Raw genomic sequence first — 19,210 nt, 5'->3', positions numbered from 1 at the left:
ATTTGCGCGCGCCACCACCTCCGCCCATATTGTTGTTCTGCTCACTCCTGATTTGATCTGACGCGCCGCGGTACCTACCGACGGGCGCCCTGCTGCATGGCACGGCGCGAATCGCAGATCGACGGAGTGTTCATCCATGTTGTCCTTTCACTTTGTCCGGCGCCTGATGGCGTCGGTTTTGGCCGCGCTTCTGTTGGGAGCTTTGGCAACGACGGCCGGTGCCATCGAGCCATCACTGACGCTTGAAACGGCCGTTCGGCAAGGCTTGGCGCGAGCGCCACAACTTGAAGCGCGTACAGCCGATATGGCGGCGGCCCGTGAGGAAGGCGCGCGTGCCGGGCAGTTGCCAGATCTCACCCTGACGTTTGGGCTCTCCAGTTTTCCCGTCACCAGCCCCGGGGCGTTCAGCCTGCGCTCGGACGGGATGACGATGCGCACCGTCGGCGTGATGCAAGCCATTCCGTCACGGGCCGCACGCCGTGCCGAGCGCACCTTGGCCAATGCGCAGATCGATGCGGCGCAGGCCGATCGCGTGGCCACCGCACAGACCGTGCAGGAGCGCATCGCCGATGCCTGGATCGATGTCTGGGCAACGCAAAAACAACGCACCCTGCTGGCCGAACTGCGTGACGAGAGTGATTTGGCGGTTCAGATCGCACAAGCACGTCTGCGTGGCGGCGAAGGCAGCGCCACTGACGCGCTGGCCACCCGTGCCGAAGCCGCTACGCTCGATAATCGCCTGGAAGCAAACAACGCGGATCTCGCCGCTGCCCAGGCGGGCTTGCAGCGATGGCTGGGTCAGGGCGTTCCTGATCTTGCCGAAGCGCCGGACTTCGGTCAGTTGCCGGTCACAGCGACTCGTCTTGAACGGGACATCGACCGCCAGGCGCCGATGCAGGCATGGCAGGCGCGCGAACAGGTCGCGCAGGCCGCGCTGGATCAGGCACGTGCCGCCAAACACCCGGATTGGAACGTGTCGGTGGATTATGGCCGGCGCGCGCCGTATCTCTCGGACATGGTGACCGTGCAGGTGGGCGTAAGCCTGCCGCTGTTCACCCGCAACCGGCAGGATCGCGGTATCAGCGCCAAGCGTGCGCAGTTGGATGCGGTGCAAGCCGATCACGCCGATGCACGTCGCGCGCAGCGCGAAGCGGTAGCGCGTGCGCTGGCGAGTTGGCAGGGCTGGAATCGACAGATCCAGCGCTACAAGGAGACCTTGCTACCCCTCGACCGTGACCGCGCGAAAGCCGCGCTCGCCGGTTATCGCGGCGGCGGCTCGCTACAACCGTGGCTCGATGCCCGGCGCGACGAAATCGAACTGCGCCTCACCTATGCCGATGCGCTGGCTGCACGGGCACGGCTATGGGCCTCGCTGGCATACCTGCTGCCGACTTCGGAGACGACGCCATGAAGCGCGCACTGATGATCCTTGCTGGCCTCGTGCTAGCCGCATTTTTGCTAGTGGCCGGGTATGTCGGCGGCCGTCGTCATCCGCAGGCGACGCCGGCCGATGGACTGGCCTTGCCTGCCTCCGATGCCGGTGGCAAAAAAGTCCTCTATTGGTACGACCCCATGGTGCCCGCACAGCATTTCGCCAAGCCGGGGCTTTCACCGATGGGCATGCAAATGGTGCCCAAATATGCCGATGAAGGCGCCGCGAAGGATGTCATCCGGATCGATCCAGCGACGGTGCAGAACCTGGGCGTGCGTACCGCACCGGTCGAGCGGCGCGTATTGGCGTCGGCGATCCGGGTCCCGGGCACCATCAGCTGGGATCTGCGGCAGGCAGTGACGGTCAGCGCACGGGTCGATGCAGTCATCACGAAACTGGACGTGCGTGCGCCATACACAACCGTTGCTGCCGGTGCGCCTTTGGCCGAACTGCTGGCGCCGCAATGGAGCAGCGCCCTGGCGGAATACGGCGCGCTCCAGCGAGCGCAGTCGGCCGATGCGAAAGGCCTGCGCGCCGCCGCACTGCAACGCCTGAAGGTATTGGGTTTGACTGCGGCAGAGATCCAGGGCGTGCGTCATGGTTCAGGCGCCGCGATCACCCTGCGTGCACCGCAGGCGGGCGTCGTCACGACGCTGGACGTGCGTGAAGGGCAACGGGTCAATGTCGGGCAGACATTGATGACGATCAATGGATTGTCCACCGTGTGGGTCGAGGCCGCGTTGCCGCAGGCAGTGGCGGGTGTCGTGCGTGCGGGCACGCCGGTTGCGGTGCGCGTCGATGCACTACCCGGCCAAAGGTTCCACGGCACCGTGGAAACGCTGCTGCCGGATATCGACAGCGCCACCCGTACACAGCGCGCGCGCATCGTGATCGATAATCCCGATGGTGCTTTGAGCCCGGGCATGTTCGCCACCGTGCAGCTCAGTCCCGCACCCGGCGAAGCCGTGCCCGTGGTGCCGGACGACGCACTGATCGCCACCGGAAGCCAGGCGCGGGTAGTTGTTGCTGAGGGGGATGGCCATTTCCGTGCTGTACCGGTGCGCATCGGGCGTGCGGCCGGAGGCTATACGGAAATTCTCGACGGCCTCACGGGCGGTGAAAAGGTCGTGGTCTCCGGCCAGTTCCTGATCGATTCGGAAGCGAGCCTGTCCGGTGCGTTGGAACGCCTGAATGACACCACCGCCGAACCGGTACCGGCCGCCAGTACACCGATGCCGGGCATGCCGATGGGAGGCAAACCATGATCGCCGCTCTGATTCGCGCGGCGATAGCACATCGGGTGTTCGTGCTGTTGGCTGCACTGGCCTTGGCCCTGATGGGCATGTTCTCGATGACGCGCACGCCGGTCGACGCGCTGCCCGATTTGTCCGATACCCAGGTGATCATCCGCACCAGCTACCCGGGCCAATCGCCGCAGGTGGTCGAGGACCAGGTCACCTATCCGCTGGCTACCACCATGCTGTCGGTGCCTGGCGCGACGACGGTGCGCGCCTTTTCGTTCTTCGGCGACTCGTATGTCGATGTGCTGTTCGATGACAGCACCGATTTGTATTGGGCGCGCTCGCGTGTCCTGGAGTACCTGAGCCAGGCCCGTGATCGCCTGCCGGCAGGTGTCACGCCTGCCCTCGGTCCCGATGCGACGGGACTTGGCTGGATCTACGAATACGCGCTGGTGGATCGTACCGGTCAGCACGATCTTGGCCAGCTGCGTGCGCTGCAGGATTGGTTCCTGCGCTATCAGCTCAAGACGGTGCCGAACGTCGCCGAGGTCGCCACCCTGGGCGGGATGGAACGGGCCTGGCAAATCGTGCCCGATCCGCAAGCGCTGGCCGCCCGCGGCATCACCGTGGCGCAACTGGTGGATGCGGTGCGCGCCGCCAACGGTGCCAATGGCGGTTCAGTGATCGAACAAGGCGAAGCGGAACTGATGGTGCGTAGCGAAGGCTACCTGAAGAGCCGCACGGACTTCGAAAACGTGCCGATCACCACCAACGCCAGCGGTGTGCCGGTGCTGCTGCGGGACGTGGCGACCGTGCGGCGAGGTCCGACCTTCCGCCGCGGGCTCGCCGAACTGGACGGCCAAGGCGAAGTGGTCGGCGGCATCATCGTGATGCGCACGGGCAAGAACGCGAAGGCCACCATTGCCGCCGTGAAAGCGCGGCTGACCGAACTGCAGCGCAGCCTGCCGGCTGGCGTCGAGATCGTGCCCACCTACGACCGCTCGCGACTGATCGACGCCGCGGTGAGCAATCTGTGGAGCAAGTTGTTCGAAGAATTCCTGGTGGTGACGCTGGTCTGCGTATTGTTTCTGTGGCACCTGCGCTCGGCGCTGGTGGCCGTGATCACACTGCCGCTTGGCGTGCTGGTTGCCTTCATTGCCCTGCATCTGCAAGGCGTCACGGCGAACCTGATGTCGCTCGGCGGCATCGCGATCGCGATCGGTGCGATGGTCGATGCGGCGATCGTGATGATCGAGAACACCCACAAGCATCTGGAACATTGGCGTAACGCGAACGACGGACGTGAACCGCAAGGTGCACAGCGCTGGTCGCTGATCGCCGATGCTGCCGGCGAGGTGGGGCCTGCGCTGTTTGTGAGCCTGTTGATCATCGCGCTGTCGTTCGTGCCGGTGTTTGCGCTGCAGGGGCAGGAAGGCAAGCTGTTCAAGCCGCTGGCCTTCACCAAGACCTACGCGATGGCGGCAGCGGCCGGGCTGGCGGTGACCCTGGTACCGGTGCTGATGGGTTATCTGATCCGCGGACGCGTCCGTGCGGAGCGCGACAATCCACTCAACCGGGGTTTGATCCATGGCTATCGGCCCCTCCTCGAAGCCGTGTTGCGCTATCCGAAAGCGACCTTGGTGCTGGCCGGTGTGCTGCTGCTCACCGCGATCATTCCGATGACCAGGCTCGGCAGCGAGTTCATGCCCGCGATGGACGAAGGCACGTTGTTGTACATGCCCACCGCACTGCCCGGACTGTCCGCCGGCAAGGCCTCGCAGTTGCTGCAGTTGACCGATCGCATGATCAAGACCGTACCCGAGGTCGATCACGTGTTCGGCAAAGCGGGGCGCGCCGACACCGCCACCGATCCAGCGCCGCTGGAGATGTTCGAGACCACGATCACCTTCAAGCCGAAGGACCAGTGGCGGCCCGGCATGACGATGGACAAGATCAAGGCGGAGCTGGACAAGGCCGTGCATGTGCCGGGTCTGACGAACCTGTTCGTGCCGCCGATCCGCAACCGGATCGACATGCTTTCCACTGGTATCAAGAGTCCGATCGGCATCAAGGTGCTGGGGACCGACCTGGCCACGCTGCAGACCGTGGCCGATCGGATCGAAACGGTGGCGAAGACGGTGCCCGGTGTCAGCTCGGCGATTGCCGAGCGCCCGACCAGTGGCCGCTACGTGGACGTGCATGTCCGCCGCGACGATGCGGCACGCTACGGGCTGACCCAGGAGCACGTGCAGCAGCTGATCGCGACCGTGGTTGGTGGCGATCCGGTCGGTCAGACCGTCGAAGGGCGCGAGCGCTATCCCATCGTCGTGCGCTATCCACGTGCCGAGCGTGACTCGGTCGAGGCCTTGCGCCAATTGCCGGTCGTCACCGCCAACGGCGCCCAGCTCACGCTGGGTCAGGTGGCTGACATCGCCGTGGTGGCGGGCCCGTCCATGCTGAAAAGCGAGGCCGGCCAGTTGGCCACGTATGTCTACGTCGACACGGCCGGCAGCGATTTGGGCACGGTGGTGGCCAGCCTGCAACGCACCGTGGCGCAGCAAGTCAAATTGCCGCCGGGTACGACCGTGGCGTGGTCCGGTCAGTTCGAATACCTCGCCAGTGCCATGGAAAGACTCAAGGTGGTAGTGCCGATCGCGCTGGTGATCATTTTCCTGTTGATCTATGCCGTGTTCCGCCGCGTGAGCGAAGCGCTGCTGATCATGGCCAGCGTGCCGCTGGCACTGGTCGGCGGCCTGTGGTTGATCTGGCTGCTTGGGCATGCCGTGTCGGTGGCCACAATCATCGGCTTCATTGCGTTGGCGGGCGTGGCCGCCGAATTCGGCGTGGTGATGCTGCTTTACCTGCACCATGCCTGGGAGCACCAACTTGCGCTCGATCCCCACGCCGGCCCAGAAGCACTGGACGAAGCGATCCGCGAAGGTGCCGTGCAGCGCGTGCGCCCGAAGGCGATGACCGTCGCGGTGATCCTCGCCGGCCTGTTTCCGATTCTGCTCGGCCATGGCGCCGGCTCGGAGGTGATGCAGCGCATAGCCGCCCCGATGATCGGCGGCATGGTCACGGCACCCTTGCTTTCCATGCTCGTCATACCCGCGGCGTACCGCCTGCTGGTTCGTCATCGCCTGCACAAAGTCAGCAAGGCAAACGCCACACTTCACCCCAACCCACAAGGAAACTGACTCATGAAAAAGCCATGCATCACCCTCGCGATCACCGCTGCGCTTATCACCGCTCCGGTGTTTGCCCACCCTCAGCAGATGGATCCCAACATGCCGGGCATGGCTGGGATGCACGAAGCCGCACCCGCCGACGTGCAGGGCGTGGGCGTGGTCAAGGCGGTCGACGCCACCAAGGGCACCCTCACGCTGCAGCATGAGGCGATTGCCGCCATCGGATGGCCGGCCATGACGATGCCGTTCAAGGTGGCTTCGCCGGAGCTACTGACGCACGTGAAGGTGGGCGATGAGGTGCAATTCACCTTCCACCAGGCCAGTGCGGGCAGCACGGTGACGGCGATCCGTCCGGCACGTTGACAGGCCACGTCGCCGGCTAGCCCCCATTGTCGAGGGCCAGCCGGCGGTCGTGAAAGCAGTACCGCCACGCACGTTATGCGTGCGCGTGGCGGTGTTGTTGCGGTCGTCATTTTGGAGAACGACCATGAAATCGTTTGCTGCTTGTCTCAGCCTCCCGCTGCTGCTCGCGGACCTCGCCATCGGCCGCGTCGCGTACGCGACCGATGCTTACACCGATGGCTGGATTGGCCATGTGGATGGCCAGCGTTTGGATGTCTGTTATCGAGTCACGCCGCTGCCGGCGGTTGGTGCGCGACTGGAGGTCATGCGGACATCCTTCGTGGTTCCCAACAAAGGGCAGCCCCGCCAGCAGTTCGCGGTGGCGGGGCATGCCACGGTAACGTCGATCGTCGACGCGCATTGCGTGCGTGCCGAGCTGACCCAAGGCACGGCGCAGCGGACAGATCACACGCGGCGCGCGCACTGAACGGATGCGACGACAGGCCGCCAAGGCATGCTCCGCGACGGCCCATGGCGAAGTGGCCAAGGCATGGCTGCAACATTCAGCCGATGCGCTTCACTGACGTCATGCCCGTCGCCCCCTCCTGCCGTCATTTCAGCAGGCATGCAACGAGGCGATCAGCGGGCAGAACACGCTGCGTTGACGCGCACCGCACTGTTCGACGAGCGCAGCGAGGGCCGTCTCCATACGTGTGAGGTCGGTCAGTCGGCCGCGCACATCGGCCAGCCGCAGCGCGGCCAGACCGGCCGCTTCCGTGCAATGGGTGCCGTCCTCCAGTCGCAGCAGCTGCGCCACCTCATCGAGGCTGAACCCCAACCGCTGCGCGGATTTCACGAACTTTACCCGCGCGACCTCCGCGTTTCCGTAGCGGCGCATGCCGCCCGGCGGACGGACGGGCTCCGCCAACAGGCGCTTGCGCTGGTAAAAGCGGATCGTTTCGACATTGACCCCGGCTGCCTTGGCGAAGGCGCCGATGGAAAACGTATCCCGCGAGGAAGACATGGGCTTGACTCCGTACTTGACTACGGGAATACCTTAGACCATCGGTATTCCACGCGAAAGGAGAACCCCATGTCTCTGCTTACTCGGCTGGCCGACAAGGCCGGACTGATCGGCAGTGTCGTCTCGGCAGCGGCCTGCGTGAATTGCTTTCCCGCCTTGGCCAGTCTCGGTGCGGTGATCGGACTGAGTGCGCTAAGCCCATATGAAGGCCTGTTTGTCCGCATTTTGCTGCCAGCGTTCGCTGCCATCGCGCTGCTTGCTAACGCGTTGGGCTGGCTCAGTCACCGGCAGTGGCCGCGTGCCGCGCTCGATATGCTCGGCCCGCTGCTGGTGCTGGTGGCGGTATTCGTGATGCGGGCCAGTGGCCATCGCACCGGATGGCTGCTCTATCCGGGCCTGCTGCTGATGGTGGCGGTGTCGGTCCGTGATCTGCTGGCGCCAGCACCCAGCGCGTCCTGCCGCACGGCCAGCGATACGGTGGATGCCCGCTGAATCGACACGATTGGTAAGGGCTAGCGAAGGCCCCGTCAACACTCCACTCTCATTTTTCCGGCGAAACGCATGACGACCGAACTCATCCTGCAGAGCACGCTGACCTGTCCGCATTGCGGCCACCAAGCCACCGAGACCATGCCGACCGAGGCCTGCCAGTTCTTCTACGACTGTGAGGGGTGCGGCGAGTTGCTCCGGCCCAAGGCGGGGGACTGCTGCGTGTTCTGCTCGTACGGCAGCGTGCCGTGTCCGCCGATCCAGCAACAGAAGTCGTGTTGGGGGTAGACCATCCTTCATAGGAATCAAACAGTGCCGGTAGGGGCTGTCTGAATTCATCACGACCGGCGCCCAAGTGAAATTGTCTAACAACACGGCTGTCGTATAGGATCGACGGATGCCCCGTTCTGCGCCCTCATTACTGACTCGCCTGCGTCGCCACCGCGGTCTGTGGGTTCTGGCCGTGGCTGTACTGCTGATCAAGCTGGTCAGCGGTTCGATCTGCGTGGCCGATGGACCGGGGGCACGATTCGCTTCGGCGACCGCTGCTGCCCCGACCACTCTGTTGGCGGATACCGCCGTCAGTACTGTATCGACTGACGATGCGAACCCCTGTCTTCTGGGTGAAGGGCGCAGTTGCCATTGTGCCTGCGCGCATTCGGTGACGCTGCCGGCGAGTACGCCGCTCCCCCTCGCCAAGATGGACGCGCGCTTTGCTCCGCTCTCCATCCACTCCGGCTTCACACCAGCAGCGACCGGTTCGCTGCTGCGCCCTCCTATCGCCTGAAAAACCGCTTCGTTGCGCGATGAAACCGCCTGTGCGGTGCGTCGCTCCGTGACTGTTTTCAGGAGATGGCTTCATGTCTGTTTTACGTTCGGTGCCGATCAGCGCCGTGTGCCTGCTGTACGCGGCGATGCTCCATGCCGCGCCCGCATCCGATCCTTCCCCACCGATAAGTGCCTCATCACGATCCCTGGCGTCCTCCCCGCTGCAGGCAGCGATACAGCGCGTCTGGCAAGTCAGCCCCGAGGTGCAAGCCTCACGGGCGGATCGCGATGCGGCTCGCGCACGTGCGCGTGCTGCCGCCCAGCCGCTGTACAACCCATCGATCACGCTCGACGCAGAGAACGCCGACGTCAATCGCCGCACGGCCGGAATCAGTCTGCCGCTGGATCTGTCCGGCAAGCGTCGCGCCCGGGCGAGTCAAGGCGACGCGCAACTGCGTGCTGCCGAGGCGACCTACGATGTGCGACGTCGCGACGTGGCCGCCCGTTGGTTGAAGGCGTGGTCGACGGCCGCCCTCGCGACCCAACAAAGCGCCTTGGGTGAGCGTCGCCTCGCGTTAATGAAACGCTTCGACGACCTGGCCGCACAGCGGCTCAAGGTGGGTGACATCAGCAGTCCGGAGCGCGATCTGGCCGGCTTGGCGCTCGGCGAGGCTCAGGTACAACAAGCCACGCTCGCGGCCAACGAAGCGGCGGCCCGTGCCGCGTTGCAGGCCGTCAGCGGCGATCAGCTAACCACCTTGCCACCGTTGCCCGATAGCCTGTCGCCGGCGGCGGACAGCATGACGCCGATACCCGTCGATGAGCTGCCCGAATTGCGCCAGGCCCGCGGCCGGCAAGCGAGTGCCGAGGCGGGTGTACAGGTCGCCCGCCGTGCGCGCATTCCCGATCCCACGCTCAGCCTGACCGGCGGTCAGGTGCGCAGTGGACCCCGCACCGACCAGGTGATCGGGGTGAGCGTGTCCATTCCCTTGCCGGTGCTCAATACCGGACGTGCCGAAGTGGATGCCGCCCTGGCGGAAGCCGATGCGGCCGCGGCCGATGTGCGTTCGCGCCAGTTTGTGTTGCGCGCCGGACTGCAAGAAACCCAGGCCCGTTACACGGCTCTGCGCGGCGCGGCCGAAGCGTTTCGTGGCGGTCGCGCCGCCGCGTTCGAGGATCGCACCGCGCTGCTGGAAAAGCTCTGGCGGGCCGGTGAAATCAGTACCTCCGATTACCTCGTCCAGCTCAAGCAAAGCCTGGACACCGCGCTGTCCGGACTGGCGCTGGAAAGCCAGGCCTGGCAGGCCTGGTTCGACTACCTCACTGCCGCCGGCCGTCTGACCGACTGGGTCGATGGCCGCATCCAGGATGCTTCCCCATGAACAAGACTTTCCTCTACCGCAGCGTGCTCCGCCTCGCTCTGCTGGCTGCCCTCAGCGGTACCGCTTGGGCGCAGGACGCCACGCCCGCCAACCCGCTCGCACTCGATGCCAGTGCCATCAAGGAAGCTGGCATCGTGGTCGACAAGGCTGCGGTCCGCACCTTGACCGATGAATTGAAGGCGCCCGGCGAAGTGAAGGCCGATGCCTATTCCACCGTGCTGGTCTCCCCGCGGGTGGAATCCCAAGTGCTCACCCGCAAGGCCAAGCTCGGCGACGTCGTTAAGGCTGGCGAGCCCCTAGTCGTGCTCTCCAGCGTGGAAGTAGCCGCCACGCAAGGGACACTGATCGTCGCCGAACAGGACTGGCAGCGCATTGCCGCGCTGGGTCCCCAGGCGGTGTCCGCGCGACGCTACAACGAAGCGAAGGTGCAGCGCGACCAGGCGCGCGCCAAGCTGCGCGCCTACGGCCTGTCCGAGGGCCAGGTCCGTGGCTTGTTGAAGGCCGGTTCGGCCCAGGCCGATGGCAGCTATGACCTGTTGGCGCCCGCCAATGGTCGCGTCACGACCGATGATTTCTTGGTCGGCGAACGAGTCGAACCGGGACGCACGCTGTTCACCCTGGTCAAAGAAGACTCGGTGTGGGTCGAGGCGCAGATGGCCCCGGCGGACGCCGAGAAGGTCAAGCCGAACGACGCGGTGCGTGTGCTGGCGCACGACACCTCGCTGCCCGGCACCGTGATTCAGCGCTCGCACCAGACCAACGAACGCACCCGCACGGTGCCGGTGCGCATCGAAGTGGATAACCGCAAGGATCTGCTGCATCCGGGCGAACTGGTCGAGGCCCGCATCGCCGTCGGTGGCACACGGCAGGCGCTCGCCGTGCCGGCCGAGGCCATCGTGCTGCTACAGAACCAATCCACCGTGTTCGTGGCCAAGGGCAAGGGCCAGTTCGAGCCGGCGCCGGTCGTCACCGGTGACACCCGCGACGGCTGGACGGTGGTGACTGAGGGCCTCAAGCCCGGCATGCCGTATGTGCGCAAGGGCGCATTCGCCCTGAAGGCGCGCTTGTTGCGCTCGCAGCTGGGAGAAGAATGATGCTGGAACGATTGGTCGAATTCTCTCTGCGTTACAAGGTGCTGGTGCTGATCGCCTTCGTGGTGATCGGCTTCCTGGGTTTCCAAGCGGTGCGCCAGCTGCCCATCGACGCGTTCCCCGACGTCACGCCGGTGCAGGTGAATGTCTATACCGAAGCCTCGGGCCTGGCCGCCGAGGACGTCGAACAACTGTTGACCACGCCGGTGGAATCGGCGCTGGCTGGCCTGCCCAAAGTGCAGGAAATCCGCTCGGTGAGCCTGTTCGGGCTGTCCTACGTGTCGGTGTATTTCGACGACAGCATGGACATCTACTTCGCTCGCCAGCTGGTCAACGAGCGACTGCAGCAAGTCGGCGATCGCCTGCCGGCGGGCTACGGCAAGCCGGAGATGGGGCCGAACACCTCCGGTCTCGGTCAGGTGTTCTGGTACACCGTCGAGCGCGCCGATGAAAAGCTCAAGAACGCACCCAGCGACATGGATCTGCGCACACTGCAGGACTGGACCATCCGCTTGATCCTGCGCACTGCACCGGGTGTGGACGACGTGACGTCGTGGGGCGGGCAAGAGAAGCAATACCAGGTGCGCATCGACCCGATGAAGCTGATCGCGCACCAGCTCGGCTTCAAGGATGTGATCGAGGCCCTGCAGGCGAATAATGCGCAGGTGGGCGGCAACTTCGTTGACGTGGGTCGCGAGCAATACCTCGTGCGTGGGCTGGGGCTGGTGAAGGACGCCAAGGACTTGGGCAACATCGTGCTCAAGAGCGAAGACGGAACGCCGGTCTACGTGCGTGACGTGGCGACCATCACTGAAGCCGGCGCGCCGCGCACCGGCGCCGTCACCCGCGACGGCAAGGAAGTAGTGTTGGGCATGGCGCTGGCCCGCATCGGCGAGAACGCCAAAAGCGTGGTTGATGCAGTCAAGGCCAAGCTCGACACGGTCAAGCAGTCGCTGCCGCCCGGCGTGGTGGTGAAGCCGGTGTACGAGCGCACCGAACTGGTCAATGCCGCGGTGGAGACGGCCGTGCGCGCCCTGATCGAAGGCTCGATCCTGGTCGCCCTGATCCTGTTCCTGTTTCTGGGCGAACTGCGTAGCGCACTGGTGGTGGTTGTGGCCTTACCGCTGGCCATGCTGATCGCCTTCATCTGCATGGGCCAGGCGGGGTTGTCGGCCAATCTGATGTCACTAGCCGGCCTGGCGATCGGTATCGGCATGATGGTGGACGGCGCGGTGGTGATGGTGGAGAACGCTTACCGCATCATGGCCGAACGCAAGGCGCATGGCGATCCAGTGGATCGCACCGCGGCGGTGCTGGCGGCGGCGCGCGAGGTGGCCAATCCCATCGCCTTCGCCATCGGCATCATTATCGTGGTGTTCCTGCCGCTGTTCAGCCTGCAGGGGCTGGAAGGCAAGATGTTCAAGCCGATGGCGTTCAACATCAGCTTCGCGATGGCCGGCTCGCTGATCCTTGCGTTGACGCTGATTCCGGTGTTGGCGGCACTGGTGCTGAAGCCGAAGGAGGAGAAAGACACCCGGCTGGTAGCCTTCATCAAGCGGCACTACGCGACGATTCTGGCGTGGTCGCTGGCACGGCGCCGGCAGGTGGTGGTGATCGCCATGGTGGCGCTCGTCGGCAGCCTCGCGTTGTTCCCATTCCTTGGCAAGGAGTTCATGCCCAACCTCAAGGAAGGGGCGATCATGTGGCGTATCACCTCGATTCCGTCGGCATCGCTGGATGAGTCGATCGACATCTCCAGGCAGATCTCGGCGCTCATCAAGCAGAAATTTCCCGAGGTCGAAACCACGCTGGCGATGATCGGGCGCGCCGAGAAGGGCGAGACGGCCGACGTGAACTACATGGAGGTGTATACGCCGCTCAAGCCCAAGGATCAGTGGCGCAAGGGCGAAACGCTAGAGAGCATCGAGGAAGCGATGCAGAAAGAACTGTCGGCAGCGGTGCCCACTGCGGTGGTGAGCTATACCCAGCCGATCCAGATGCGCATCGAGGAGCTGATCTCCGGCGTACGCGCAACCTTGGCCTTGAAGATCTACGGCGATGACCTGGGTGAGCTGGATCGGTTGAGCGGCAAGATCAAGGACGTACTGGCTGGTGTGCCCGGCGTGGCCGACCTTGCACTGGAGGCCAATATCGGCAAGCCGCAGATTCGCATCCGCGTGGACCGCGATGCACTGGCGCGCTACGGGCTCAACGCCGACGACGTGCTCACCGTAGTGAATAATGGCATCGGCGGCGAGCCGGTGACCACGCTGCTTGATGGCGTGAAGCGCTTCGACATCACCGTGCGCCTGGACAACGCCGACAGGGACTCGCTACCCGCGATCCAACGCATTCCGATCCGCACGGCTGGCGGCGCTCTGGTGCAGTTGTCGCAGGTGGCCGAGGTCAGCGAGGCCGAAGGCTACTCGTTCATCCGTCGCGAGCAGTTGCAGCGCTACGCGGTGATCCAGATGGACGTGCGCGGTCGCGATATCGACGGCTTCGTCAAGGAGGCCAATGCTGCGATCAACGCCAAGGTGAAGTTGCCTACCGGCTACTACAGCGAATGGGGTGGCGCGTTCGAGAATCAGCAGCGGGCGTTGAAGCGGTTGTCGCTGATCGTGCCGGCCACGATCTTCTTCATCTTTGTGTTGTTGTACACCGCGTTCAACTCGGTGAAATACGCCGCGCTGATTCTCGCCAACGTGCCGTTCGCCACCATCGGCGGCCTCGTGGGGCTGGCTATCACCGGGCAGTACCTGTCGGTGCCCTCGGCGATCGGCTTCATCGCGGTGTTCGGTGTGGCGATGTTGAACGGCATCGTGCTGGTGAGTTTCCTGAACGAGCAACGCGAGAAGGGCTTGTCCGTGCGCGACGCGGTGGTGCGCGGCACTGCCTTACGGCTGCGTCCGGTATTGATGACGGCAAGCGTGGCCATCCTCGGATTGGTGCCGATGCTGCTGTCCAGCGGCGTGGGCGCCGAAACCCAGCGGCCATTGGCCACCGTGGTGGTCGGCGGTTTGATCACCTCGACCTTGCTGACGCTGGTGCTGTTGCCGGTGTTGTACGACTGGATCGAAGAACGCGCCGCCCGGCGCACCGCCAAGGAGAACACTCCATGAAAGAAGTCAAAGCGTTTATCCATCGCGGCCGCGTCGTTGACGTCATCCATGCCTTGGCGGATGCGGGGTTCCGTTACCTGTCGGTGAGCGACGTAAAGGGCTTGCTCACCGCACTCAATGAGCAAGAGCAAAGCTACTCGATCGAAATGGGCGAACGGGTCACCAAGCAGGTGAAGCTGCTGGTGTTTTGCGAAGACGATCAAGCCGAACGAGCGGTGCAGTTGATCCGGCTGCACGGGCGTACGGGCCAGAGCGTGGCTGGCTGGGTCTACCAGAGCACGGTGGACCGAGCATGGCCGATCGACGGGCGCGTGGACAACGACTGATCGTGGCGGCGGGAGCACTCCCGCCTCCGCATCGGTGTCATTTCATAACGCGGCGGCGGCCGCGTAGAGTTGCCACCGCAATGAGGGATTCCCATGCCTGAAGCAGGCATGCAAGCCATCGGGTTACCGGTTCATGACTGATACGTGTTGTGCTACCACCATCGATATTGCGGCCTTGCAGGCACGGCAACGTCGAGTGTTGGTAATCGTTCTGGCGATCAACCTCGCTACCTTTGTGATGATGCTGGCCGCGGCGATCTACAGTGGTTCGTCGTCGCTGTTGTCCGGTGGGCTGGACAATCTGGGCGATGCGCTCACCTACCTCTTGAGCCTTGCGGTAGTTGGTGCCAGCGGTCGCGCGAAGGCTCGGGTGGCGCTGTTCAAGGGCGCACTGATTCTCGGCGCTGCGCTCGCGGTCGCGATCCAGATTGGCTGGCGTCTCCTGCATCCGGGCGTGCCGATCTTCGAGGCGATCGGTATCGCGGCCTTGCTGAACCTGGCCGCCAATGCCGTGTGTCTGCGCTTGCTGCTGCCTTATCGCAAAGGCGACGTCAATATGGCTTCGGCCTGGGAATGCTCGCGCAATGACGTGTTCGAAGGTATCGCTGTGTTGGCGGCGGCTGCTGGCGTTGGCCTGTTCAGCGCGGGATGGCCCGACTTGGTGGTTGCGTCGGCGCTGTTGCTGCTGTTTCTGCGCTCGGCCTGGCGGGTGTTCCGTATGGCGTGGCGCAGTTACACGAACGGAGAAAGATGATGGGTACCGGGCACGATCATGTGGGCACGGAGGTCAAGCACGAGAAGCCGCTTTGGTGGGCGCTGGGTCTGACCGGCACGTTTCTTCTCGCCGAGGTCATCGGCGGTCTGCTCACCAACAGCTTGGCCCTGCTGTCGGATGCGGCACACATGGCTACCGATGTGATCGCGTTGACGATCTCGCTGACTGCCGTGCGCTTGGCCCGACGTCCTCCTGACGCAAAGCGCACCTATGGGTACGCGCGCATGGAAGCCATCGGCGCACTCGTCAACGGTGGGCTGTTGTTTCTCGTCGCCGGCTACATCCTGTGGGAGGCGGCGCGGCGCTTCAGTGAACCGCCATCCGTGGCCTCCGTCGGCATGCTGGTTATTGCGTTGTTAGGGTTGGCGGTCAACCTCATTTCGATGCGATTGCTCAGGGCCGGTAGCGGCGAAAGCCTTAATGTGAAAGGCGCCTATCTGGAAGCTTGGGCCGACATGCTCGGCTCGGTCGGTGTGATCGCCGCCGCCTTGATCATCAAGTTCACCGGCTTCTACATCGCCGATCCGATCATCGCCGTGCTGATTGGTCTGTGGGTATTACCGCGGACATGGATACTGCTTCGCCAGGCGGGGAATGTTTTGATGGAGGGAGCACCCGATGGTGTTGATACCGAACGAGTTCGCGCCGAAATGCTGGCCACTCCAGGCGTGGCAGCGCTGCACGATGTTCACGTATGGGCACTGAACAGCACGCGTTCGGCGATGGCGGCACATGTGATCATGGATGGTGATGCATCAGACGCGGAGCAGCTGCGGCTCCGGCTGGCGCAGATGCTGGAAGCGCGCTTCGATATCCATCACGTGACGCTGCAGGTCGAAACCACGCCGTGCGGGCTGGGGTGCGAGAAGTCGCAACAAATTTGACCCGACGACGGGTTCGCGAATATCGCGCGCGCAACGCGGATGCAGGGGATCGACGACAAGCGGTTGCCCACCTTGAAGTACGGAGGGGAGACGATTGAATTCGACTAATCACCCCCAAGGCTCTTTTCGGCCACATGTTGGCCATGAAACCTCACTTCTGTGTGATAAGGACACAATAGCAGGCGGCATCGCATGGCCGCGACCAGCGGAGCGATGATGTTGCTGCCTGCGGCACTGGCCTTGAGCAGCGATCGTCGCTTGCCGCCTAATGGCCATCCCCGCTGCTGATGCGTTATTGGACCGAAACAGCTATTTGGCACTATCAATTTGGGGATTGTTCCGTGGAACTTCGTCATATGCGTCGCTTTCTAGCTGTCGCTGAAGAACTCCACTTTGCTCGCGCGGCAGAGCGACTTCATATCGAACAATCGCCGCTATCGCGTGCGATCAAGGAACTCGAATCCGATCTTGGCGTGCAATTGTTCGAGCGCACCACGCGCAGCACGCGCCTGACTTGGGCTGGTCAGGTGTTTCTCGAAGACGTACGCCGCGTCTTCGCCGCACTCGACCAGGCCCGGATCAATGTGAAGGCGGCCGCGAGCGGCTACCACGGCACGCTGCGCATTGCAGTGTCCGATGGCATCGTCCCATCTCGTCTGGCCGCGCTCCTGGCCCAATGTCGTGCGGAGGAGCCGGAAGTGGAGACCCGTTTGTTCCAGACGCCGTTCGCGCAGCAGGTTAAGGGACTGCACAGCGATCTTTACGATGCGGGTTTTGCTCAGTCGGACGAGGTAGGTGACGGGATCGTCAGCGAGCCGGTGTGGCTTGATCCACTGGTAGCTGCAGTGCCGGCGCGTCATCCCTTGCTGGCGCACAAGCGGATTCCGCTAGGGGAGCTACTGCGCTATCCGCTGGTACTCTGTCACCCTGAAGCCTGTGAAGGCTGTGCGCGGCAGATCGCGCGCGTGCTGCGCACCGTGGATGCCGAGCCGATCGTGGCCGATCATGTGCGCACGCACGACATGCTGATTGCACTGATTGCTGCAGGCTACGGTATCGGTCTCACCAGCGCGACTCACATCGACGACTTTCGCCATCCCGAGATCGTCACGCGACCGTTGGCCGGCCGCGCCGTCATGTTGACGACGTATCTTTTGCACCCAGACGGTGAAGCATCCGAGGCATTGCGCCATTTCATCGATCGGGTTAGATCCGATCAAGCTCCTTTGCCAGGCGACAAACCGTAAAGCGCCTCAATGGCCTGGCCTCATGTCGCAGGAGAAAGTCCTATGAACAAGATCGGCGTGGTGTTGATGACTGCCATGCTTGCGGGGTGCAGCGGGGCCGCGCCCATCGACACGGTGGACTCGTTGGTGGCGCATCCCGGCCGACTGCACGAAGTCGAACAACAGTGCGCAAACGACTACGCGAAGATGGGCGTGGCCGAATGCAATGCCGCCTCTGAAGCGCGGCATCGCTTGTTCATGGGCAAAGGTCCGAAGTACACCCCGCCCAAGGAAGCGCCGAAGTTCTGAATCGTTGGCAAGCAGCACGTGATGTTGAGACATGTTGCTGGCTACGCCGTCGTGCGCACACAAACCCCGTGACGCGCTGTACGTTTTCCATGCTGGAAATTTTGCGTTTTCGATCTTCGCTATCGCGATAACGGTCTTTGACCGACACTGACCAAGGCGCCGAAGCTCCGGGTCGCGGCACGTCCTGTCGCAATGACGATGGAGCAGGTCGGAGGCCGGCATGAACGGGACCAGTGTGCTGTTCGGCCAGATACTGGTGGTTGTCAGTATTGTGGTCGCGGGAACGTGGGCTGCGACCCAATGGACCGCTGCACACCTGGGCTATCAGCTACGCCTTGGCGCGCCTTGGTTCGACCTGTTTGGCATGCCTTTCTATCACCCGTGGCGGCTGTTCGAATGGTGGTACTGGTACGACGCTTATGCGCCGCGCCTGTTTCTCAAGGGCGGTACCATCGCCGCGACGAGCGGTTTCACTGCCGCGTTTATCGCGATCGGCATGTCGGTGTGGCGTGCGCGACAGTCGCGGCGCGTCGCCACCTACGGTACGGCGCGCTGGGCTGAGGCGAAGGAAATCCGCAAAGCTGGATTGACCGGCACCGCTGGCGTCTTTCTCGGTCTGCATCACGCGCGTTACCTGCGGCATGACGGCCCTGAACACGTCCTGACCTTCGCCCCGACGCGCTCGGGCAAGGGCGTGGGCCTGGTGGTGCCGACGCTGCTCACTTGGCCGGCCTCGGTCGTGGTTCACGACATTAAGGGCGAGAACTGGCAACTCACCGCCGGCTGGCGCACGCGTTTCTCGCACTGCCTGTTGTTCAACCCCACTGATGCGCGCTCCGCTGCCTATAACCCGCTGCTGGAAGTGCGGCGCGGCGTGCATGAAGTGCGCGACGTGCAGAACATCGCCGACATCCTGGTCGATCCCGAGGGCGCGCTGGAGAAACGCCACCACTGGGAGAAGACCTCGCACGCGCTGCTGGTCGGCGCCATCCTGCATGTACTTTACGCAGGTGAGGACAAGACGCTACGCGGCGTTGCCAACTTCCTGTCCGATCCGGCCAGCCCCTTCGAGCTGACCCTGCACCGCATGATGACAACGCCCCACCTGGGCGATGGCCCGCATCCGGTGGTGGCCTCGGCGGCGCGCGAAGTGCTCAACAAGAGCGACAACGAACGCTCGGGCGTCCTGTCCACGGCCATGTCGTTCCTCGGCCTGTACCGCGATCCCACGGTGGCCGAAGTCACCTCGCGCTGCGACTGGCGCATCGCTGACCTGATTGCAGCCGAGCATCCGGTGTCGCTGTACCTCGTGGTGCCGCCATCGGACATCAGCCGCACGAAGCCGCTGATCCGGTTGATCCTCAACCAGATCGGTTGGCGGCTCACGGAATCACTCGACGGCAGCGACGGCATCGCCCGCCGTCACAAGCTGCTGCTGATGCTCGATGAGTTCCCCGCGCTGGGCCGCTTGGACTTCTTCGAGACGGCCCTGGCCTTCATGGCGGGCTATGGCATCCGGAGCTTCCTGATTGCACAGTCGCTCAACCAGATCGACAAGGCGTATGGGCAGAACCATTCCATCCTCGACAACTGCCATGTGCGTGTGACGTT

18 protein-coding genes are annotated in these 19,210 nt (G+C 63.9%); 17 read left to right on the top strand and 1 reads right to left on the bottom strand.

Annotated features, from left to right (window positions below):
- Positions 1–136 precede the first annotated feature (136 nt).
- The 5 genes from ABFC67_RS06335 to ABFC67_RS06315 all read left to right on the top strand — a co-directional run bounded on the left by ABFC67_RS06335 (position 137) and on the right by ABFC67_RS06315 (position 6,690).
- Positions 137–1,411, top strand: coding sequence for a TolC family protein (locus tag ABFC67_RS06335; RefSeq protein WP_318159433.1), 1,275 nt, complete (start codon positions 137–139; stop codon positions 1,409–1,411).
- On the top strand, positions 1,408–2,697 hold the full coding sequence (locus ABFC67_RS06330; RefSeq protein ID WP_318159434.1) for an efflux RND transporter periplasmic adaptor subunit: 1,290 nt from the start codon (positions 1,408–1,410) through the stop codon (positions 2,695–2,697). The genes ABFC67_RS06335 and ABFC67_RS06330 overlap by 4 nt, the downstream gene beginning before the upstream one ends.
- A complete protein-coding gene (locus tag ABFC67_RS06325) occupies positions 2,694–5,870 on the top strand; it encodes an efflux RND transporter permease subunit (RefSeq protein ID WP_318159435.1) in 3,177 nt (1,058 codons plus the stop codon). The genes ABFC67_RS06330 and ABFC67_RS06325 overlap by 4 nt, the downstream gene beginning before the upstream one ends.
- Positions 5,871–5,873: 3 nt before the next feature.
- Positions 5,874–6,224, top strand: a complete 351-nt coding sequence (locus ABFC67_RS06320) for a copper-binding protein (protein ID WP_318159436.1) — start codon at positions 5,874–5,876, stop codon at positions 6,222–6,224.
- A gap of 124 nt (positions 6,225–6,348) precedes the next feature.
- Complete coding sequence (locus tag ABFC67_RS06315; RefSeq protein ID WP_318159437.1) at positions 6,349–6,690, top strand: hypothetical protein; 342 nt, start codon at positions 6,349–6,351, stop codon at positions 6,688–6,690.
- A gap of 129 nt (positions 6,691–6,819) precedes the next feature.
- On the opposite strand, the gene merR is transcribed toward ABFC67_RS06315, so the two are convergent.
- Positions 6,820–7,227, bottom strand: coding sequence for an Hg(II)-responsive transcriptional regulator (gene merR / locus ABFC67_RS06310; protein WP_318159438.1), 408 nt, complete (start codon positions 7,225–7,227; stop codon positions 6,820–6,822).
- 69 nt (positions 7,228–7,296) lie between these two features.
- Between merR and merC the strand changes: the two genes are divergently transcribed.
- The 12 genes from merC to traG form a co-directional block, all read left to right on the top strand.
- Positions 7,297–7,719, top strand: a complete 423-nt coding sequence (gene merC / locus ABFC67_RS06305) for an organomercurial transporter MerC (RefSeq protein ID WP_346737185.1) — start codon at positions 7,297–7,299, stop codon at positions 7,717–7,719.
- A gap of 69 nt (positions 7,720–7,788) precedes the next feature.
- A complete protein-coding gene (locus ABFC67_RS06300) occupies positions 7,789–8,004 on the top strand; it encodes a GDCCVxC domain-containing (seleno)protein (RefSeq protein WP_318159440.1) in 216 nt (71 codons plus the stop codon).
- A 175-nt stretch (positions 8,005–8,179) separates the two neighbouring features.
- Positions 8,180–8,503: a hypothetical protein gene (locus ABFC67_RS06295; RefSeq protein ID WP_318159441.1), complete on the top strand. Its 324-nt coding sequence runs from the start codon at positions 8,180–8,182 to the stop codon at positions 8,501–8,503.
- 214 nt (positions 8,504–8,717) lie between these two features.
- Positions 8,718–9,866: a TolC family protein gene (locus ABFC67_RS06290; protein ID WP_318159546.1), complete on the top strand. Its 1,149-nt coding sequence runs from the start codon at positions 8,718–8,720 to the stop codon at positions 9,864–9,866.
- Positions 9,863–10,960 (top strand): efflux RND transporter periplasmic adaptor subunit, encoded by a 1,098-nt coding sequence (locus ABFC67_RS06285; protein WP_318159442.1) that lies wholly within the window; start codon positions 9,863–9,865, stop codon positions 10,958–10,960. The genes ABFC67_RS06290 and ABFC67_RS06285 overlap by 4 nt, the downstream gene beginning before the upstream one ends.
- Positions 10,960–14,079 carry a CusA/CzcA family heavy metal efflux RND transporter gene (locus ABFC67_RS06280; RefSeq protein WP_318159443.1) on the top strand — a complete coding sequence of 1,040 codons (3,120 nt, stop codon included), beginning with the start codon at positions 10,960–10,962 and terminating at the stop codon, positions 14,077–14,079. The genes ABFC67_RS06285 and ABFC67_RS06280 overlap by 1 nt, the downstream gene beginning before the upstream one ends.
- Positions 14,076–14,405: a P-II family nitrogen regulator gene (locus ABFC67_RS06275; protein ID WP_318159444.1), complete on the top strand. Its 330-nt coding sequence runs from the start codon at positions 14,076–14,078 to the stop codon at positions 14,403–14,405. The genes ABFC67_RS06280 and ABFC67_RS06275 overlap by 4 nt, the downstream gene beginning before the upstream one ends.
- A gap of 133 nt (positions 14,406–14,538) precedes the next feature.
- Positions 14,539–15,159: a cation transporter gene (locus ABFC67_RS06270; protein WP_318159445.1), complete on the top strand. Its 621-nt coding sequence runs from the start codon at positions 14,539–14,541 to the stop codon at positions 15,157–15,159.
- Positions 15,159–16,064 carry a cation diffusion facilitator family transporter gene (locus ABFC67_RS06265; RefSeq protein WP_318159547.1) on the top strand — a complete coding sequence of 302 codons (906 nt, stop codon included), beginning with the start codon at positions 15,159–15,161 and terminating at the stop codon, positions 16,062–16,064. Before ABFC67_RS06270 ends, ABFC67_RS06265 begins: the two co-directional genes overlap by 1 nt.
- Before the next feature lie 341 nt (positions 16,065–16,405).
- Positions 16,406–17,311 carry a LysR substrate-binding domain-containing protein gene (locus ABFC67_RS06260; RefSeq protein WP_318159446.1) on the top strand — a complete coding sequence of 302 codons (906 nt, stop codon included), beginning with the start codon at positions 16,406–16,408 and terminating at the stop codon, positions 17,309–17,311.
- Between the two features lie 42 nt (positions 17,312–17,353).
- Entirely contained in the window at positions 17,354–17,599 is a 246-nt protein-coding gene (locus ABFC67_RS06255; RefSeq protein ID WP_318159447.1) for an EexN family lipoprotein, read from the top strand.
- A 220-nt stretch (positions 17,600–17,819) separates the two neighbouring features.
- Positions 17,820–19,210 (top strand): IncP-type conjugal transfer protein TraG (gene traG / locus ABFC67_RS06250; protein ID WP_346737184.1); only part of this gene is annotated, 1,391 nt, incomplete at its 3' end.

It is taken from the genome of Mizugakiibacter sp., from assembly GCF_039680435.1.
Classification (GTDB): Bacteria; Pseudomonadota; Gammaproteobacteria; order Xanthomonadales; family Rhodanobacteraceae; genus Mizugakiibacter.
This window is presented reverse-complemented; position numbering and strand designations above follow the sequence as displayed.

Excerpts from the sequence above, each read along its gene's own strand:
- ABFC67_RS06335 (WP_318159433.1), top strand. The coding sequence starts at position 137 with ATGTTGTCCTTTCACTTTGTCCGGCGCCTGATGGCGTCGGTTTTGGCC.
- ABFC67_RS06330 (WP_318159434.1), top strand. The coding sequence starts at position 1,408 with ATGAAGCGCGCACTGATGATCCTTGCTGGCCTCGTGCTAGCCGCATTT.
- ABFC67_RS06325 (WP_318159435.1), top strand. The coding sequence starts at position 2,694 with ATGATCGCCGCTCTGATTCGCGCGGCGATAGCACATCGGGTGTTCGTG.
- ABFC67_RS06320 (WP_318159436.1), top strand. The coding sequence starts at position 5,874 with ATGAAAAAGCCATGCATCACCCTCGCGATCACCGCTGCGCTTATCACC.
- ABFC67_RS06315 (WP_318159437.1), top strand. The coding sequence starts at position 6,349 with ATGAAATCGTTTGCTGCTTGTCTCAGCCTCCCGCTGCTGCTCGCGGAC.
- merR (WP_318159438.1), bottom strand. The coding sequence starts at position 7,227 with ATGTCTTCCTCGCGGGATACGTTTTCCATCGGCGCCTTCGCCAAGGCA.
- merC (WP_346737185.1), top strand. The coding sequence starts at position 7,297 with ATGTCTCTGCTTACTCGGCTGGCCGACAAGGCCGGACTGATCGGCAGT.
- ABFC67_RS06300 (WP_318159440.1), top strand. The coding sequence starts at position 7,789 with ATGACGACCGAACTCATCCTGCAGAGCACGCTGACCTGTCCGCATTGC.
- ABFC67_RS06285 (WP_318159442.1), top strand. The coding sequence starts at position 9,863 with ATGAACAAGACTTTCCTCTACCGCAGCGTGCTCCGCCTCGCTCTGCTG.
- ABFC67_RS06280 (WP_318159443.1), top strand. The coding sequence starts at position 10,960 with ATGCTGGAACGATTGGTCGAATTCTCTCTGCGTTACAAGGTGCTGGTG.
- ABFC67_RS06275 (WP_318159444.1), top strand. The coding sequence starts at position 14,076 with ATGAAAGAAGTCAAAGCGTTTATCCATCGCGGCCGCGTCGTTGACGTC.
- ABFC67_RS06270 (WP_318159445.1), top strand. The coding sequence starts at position 14,539 with ATGACTGATACGTGTTGTGCTACCACCATCGATATTGCGGCCTTGCAG.
- ABFC67_RS06265 (WP_318159547.1), top strand. The coding sequence starts at position 15,159 with ATGGGTACCGGGCACGATCATGTGGGCACGGAGGTCAAGCACGAGAAG.
- ABFC67_RS06255 (WP_318159447.1), top strand. The coding sequence starts at position 17,354 with ATGAACAAGATCGGCGTGGTGTTGATGACTGCCATGCTTGCGGGGTGC.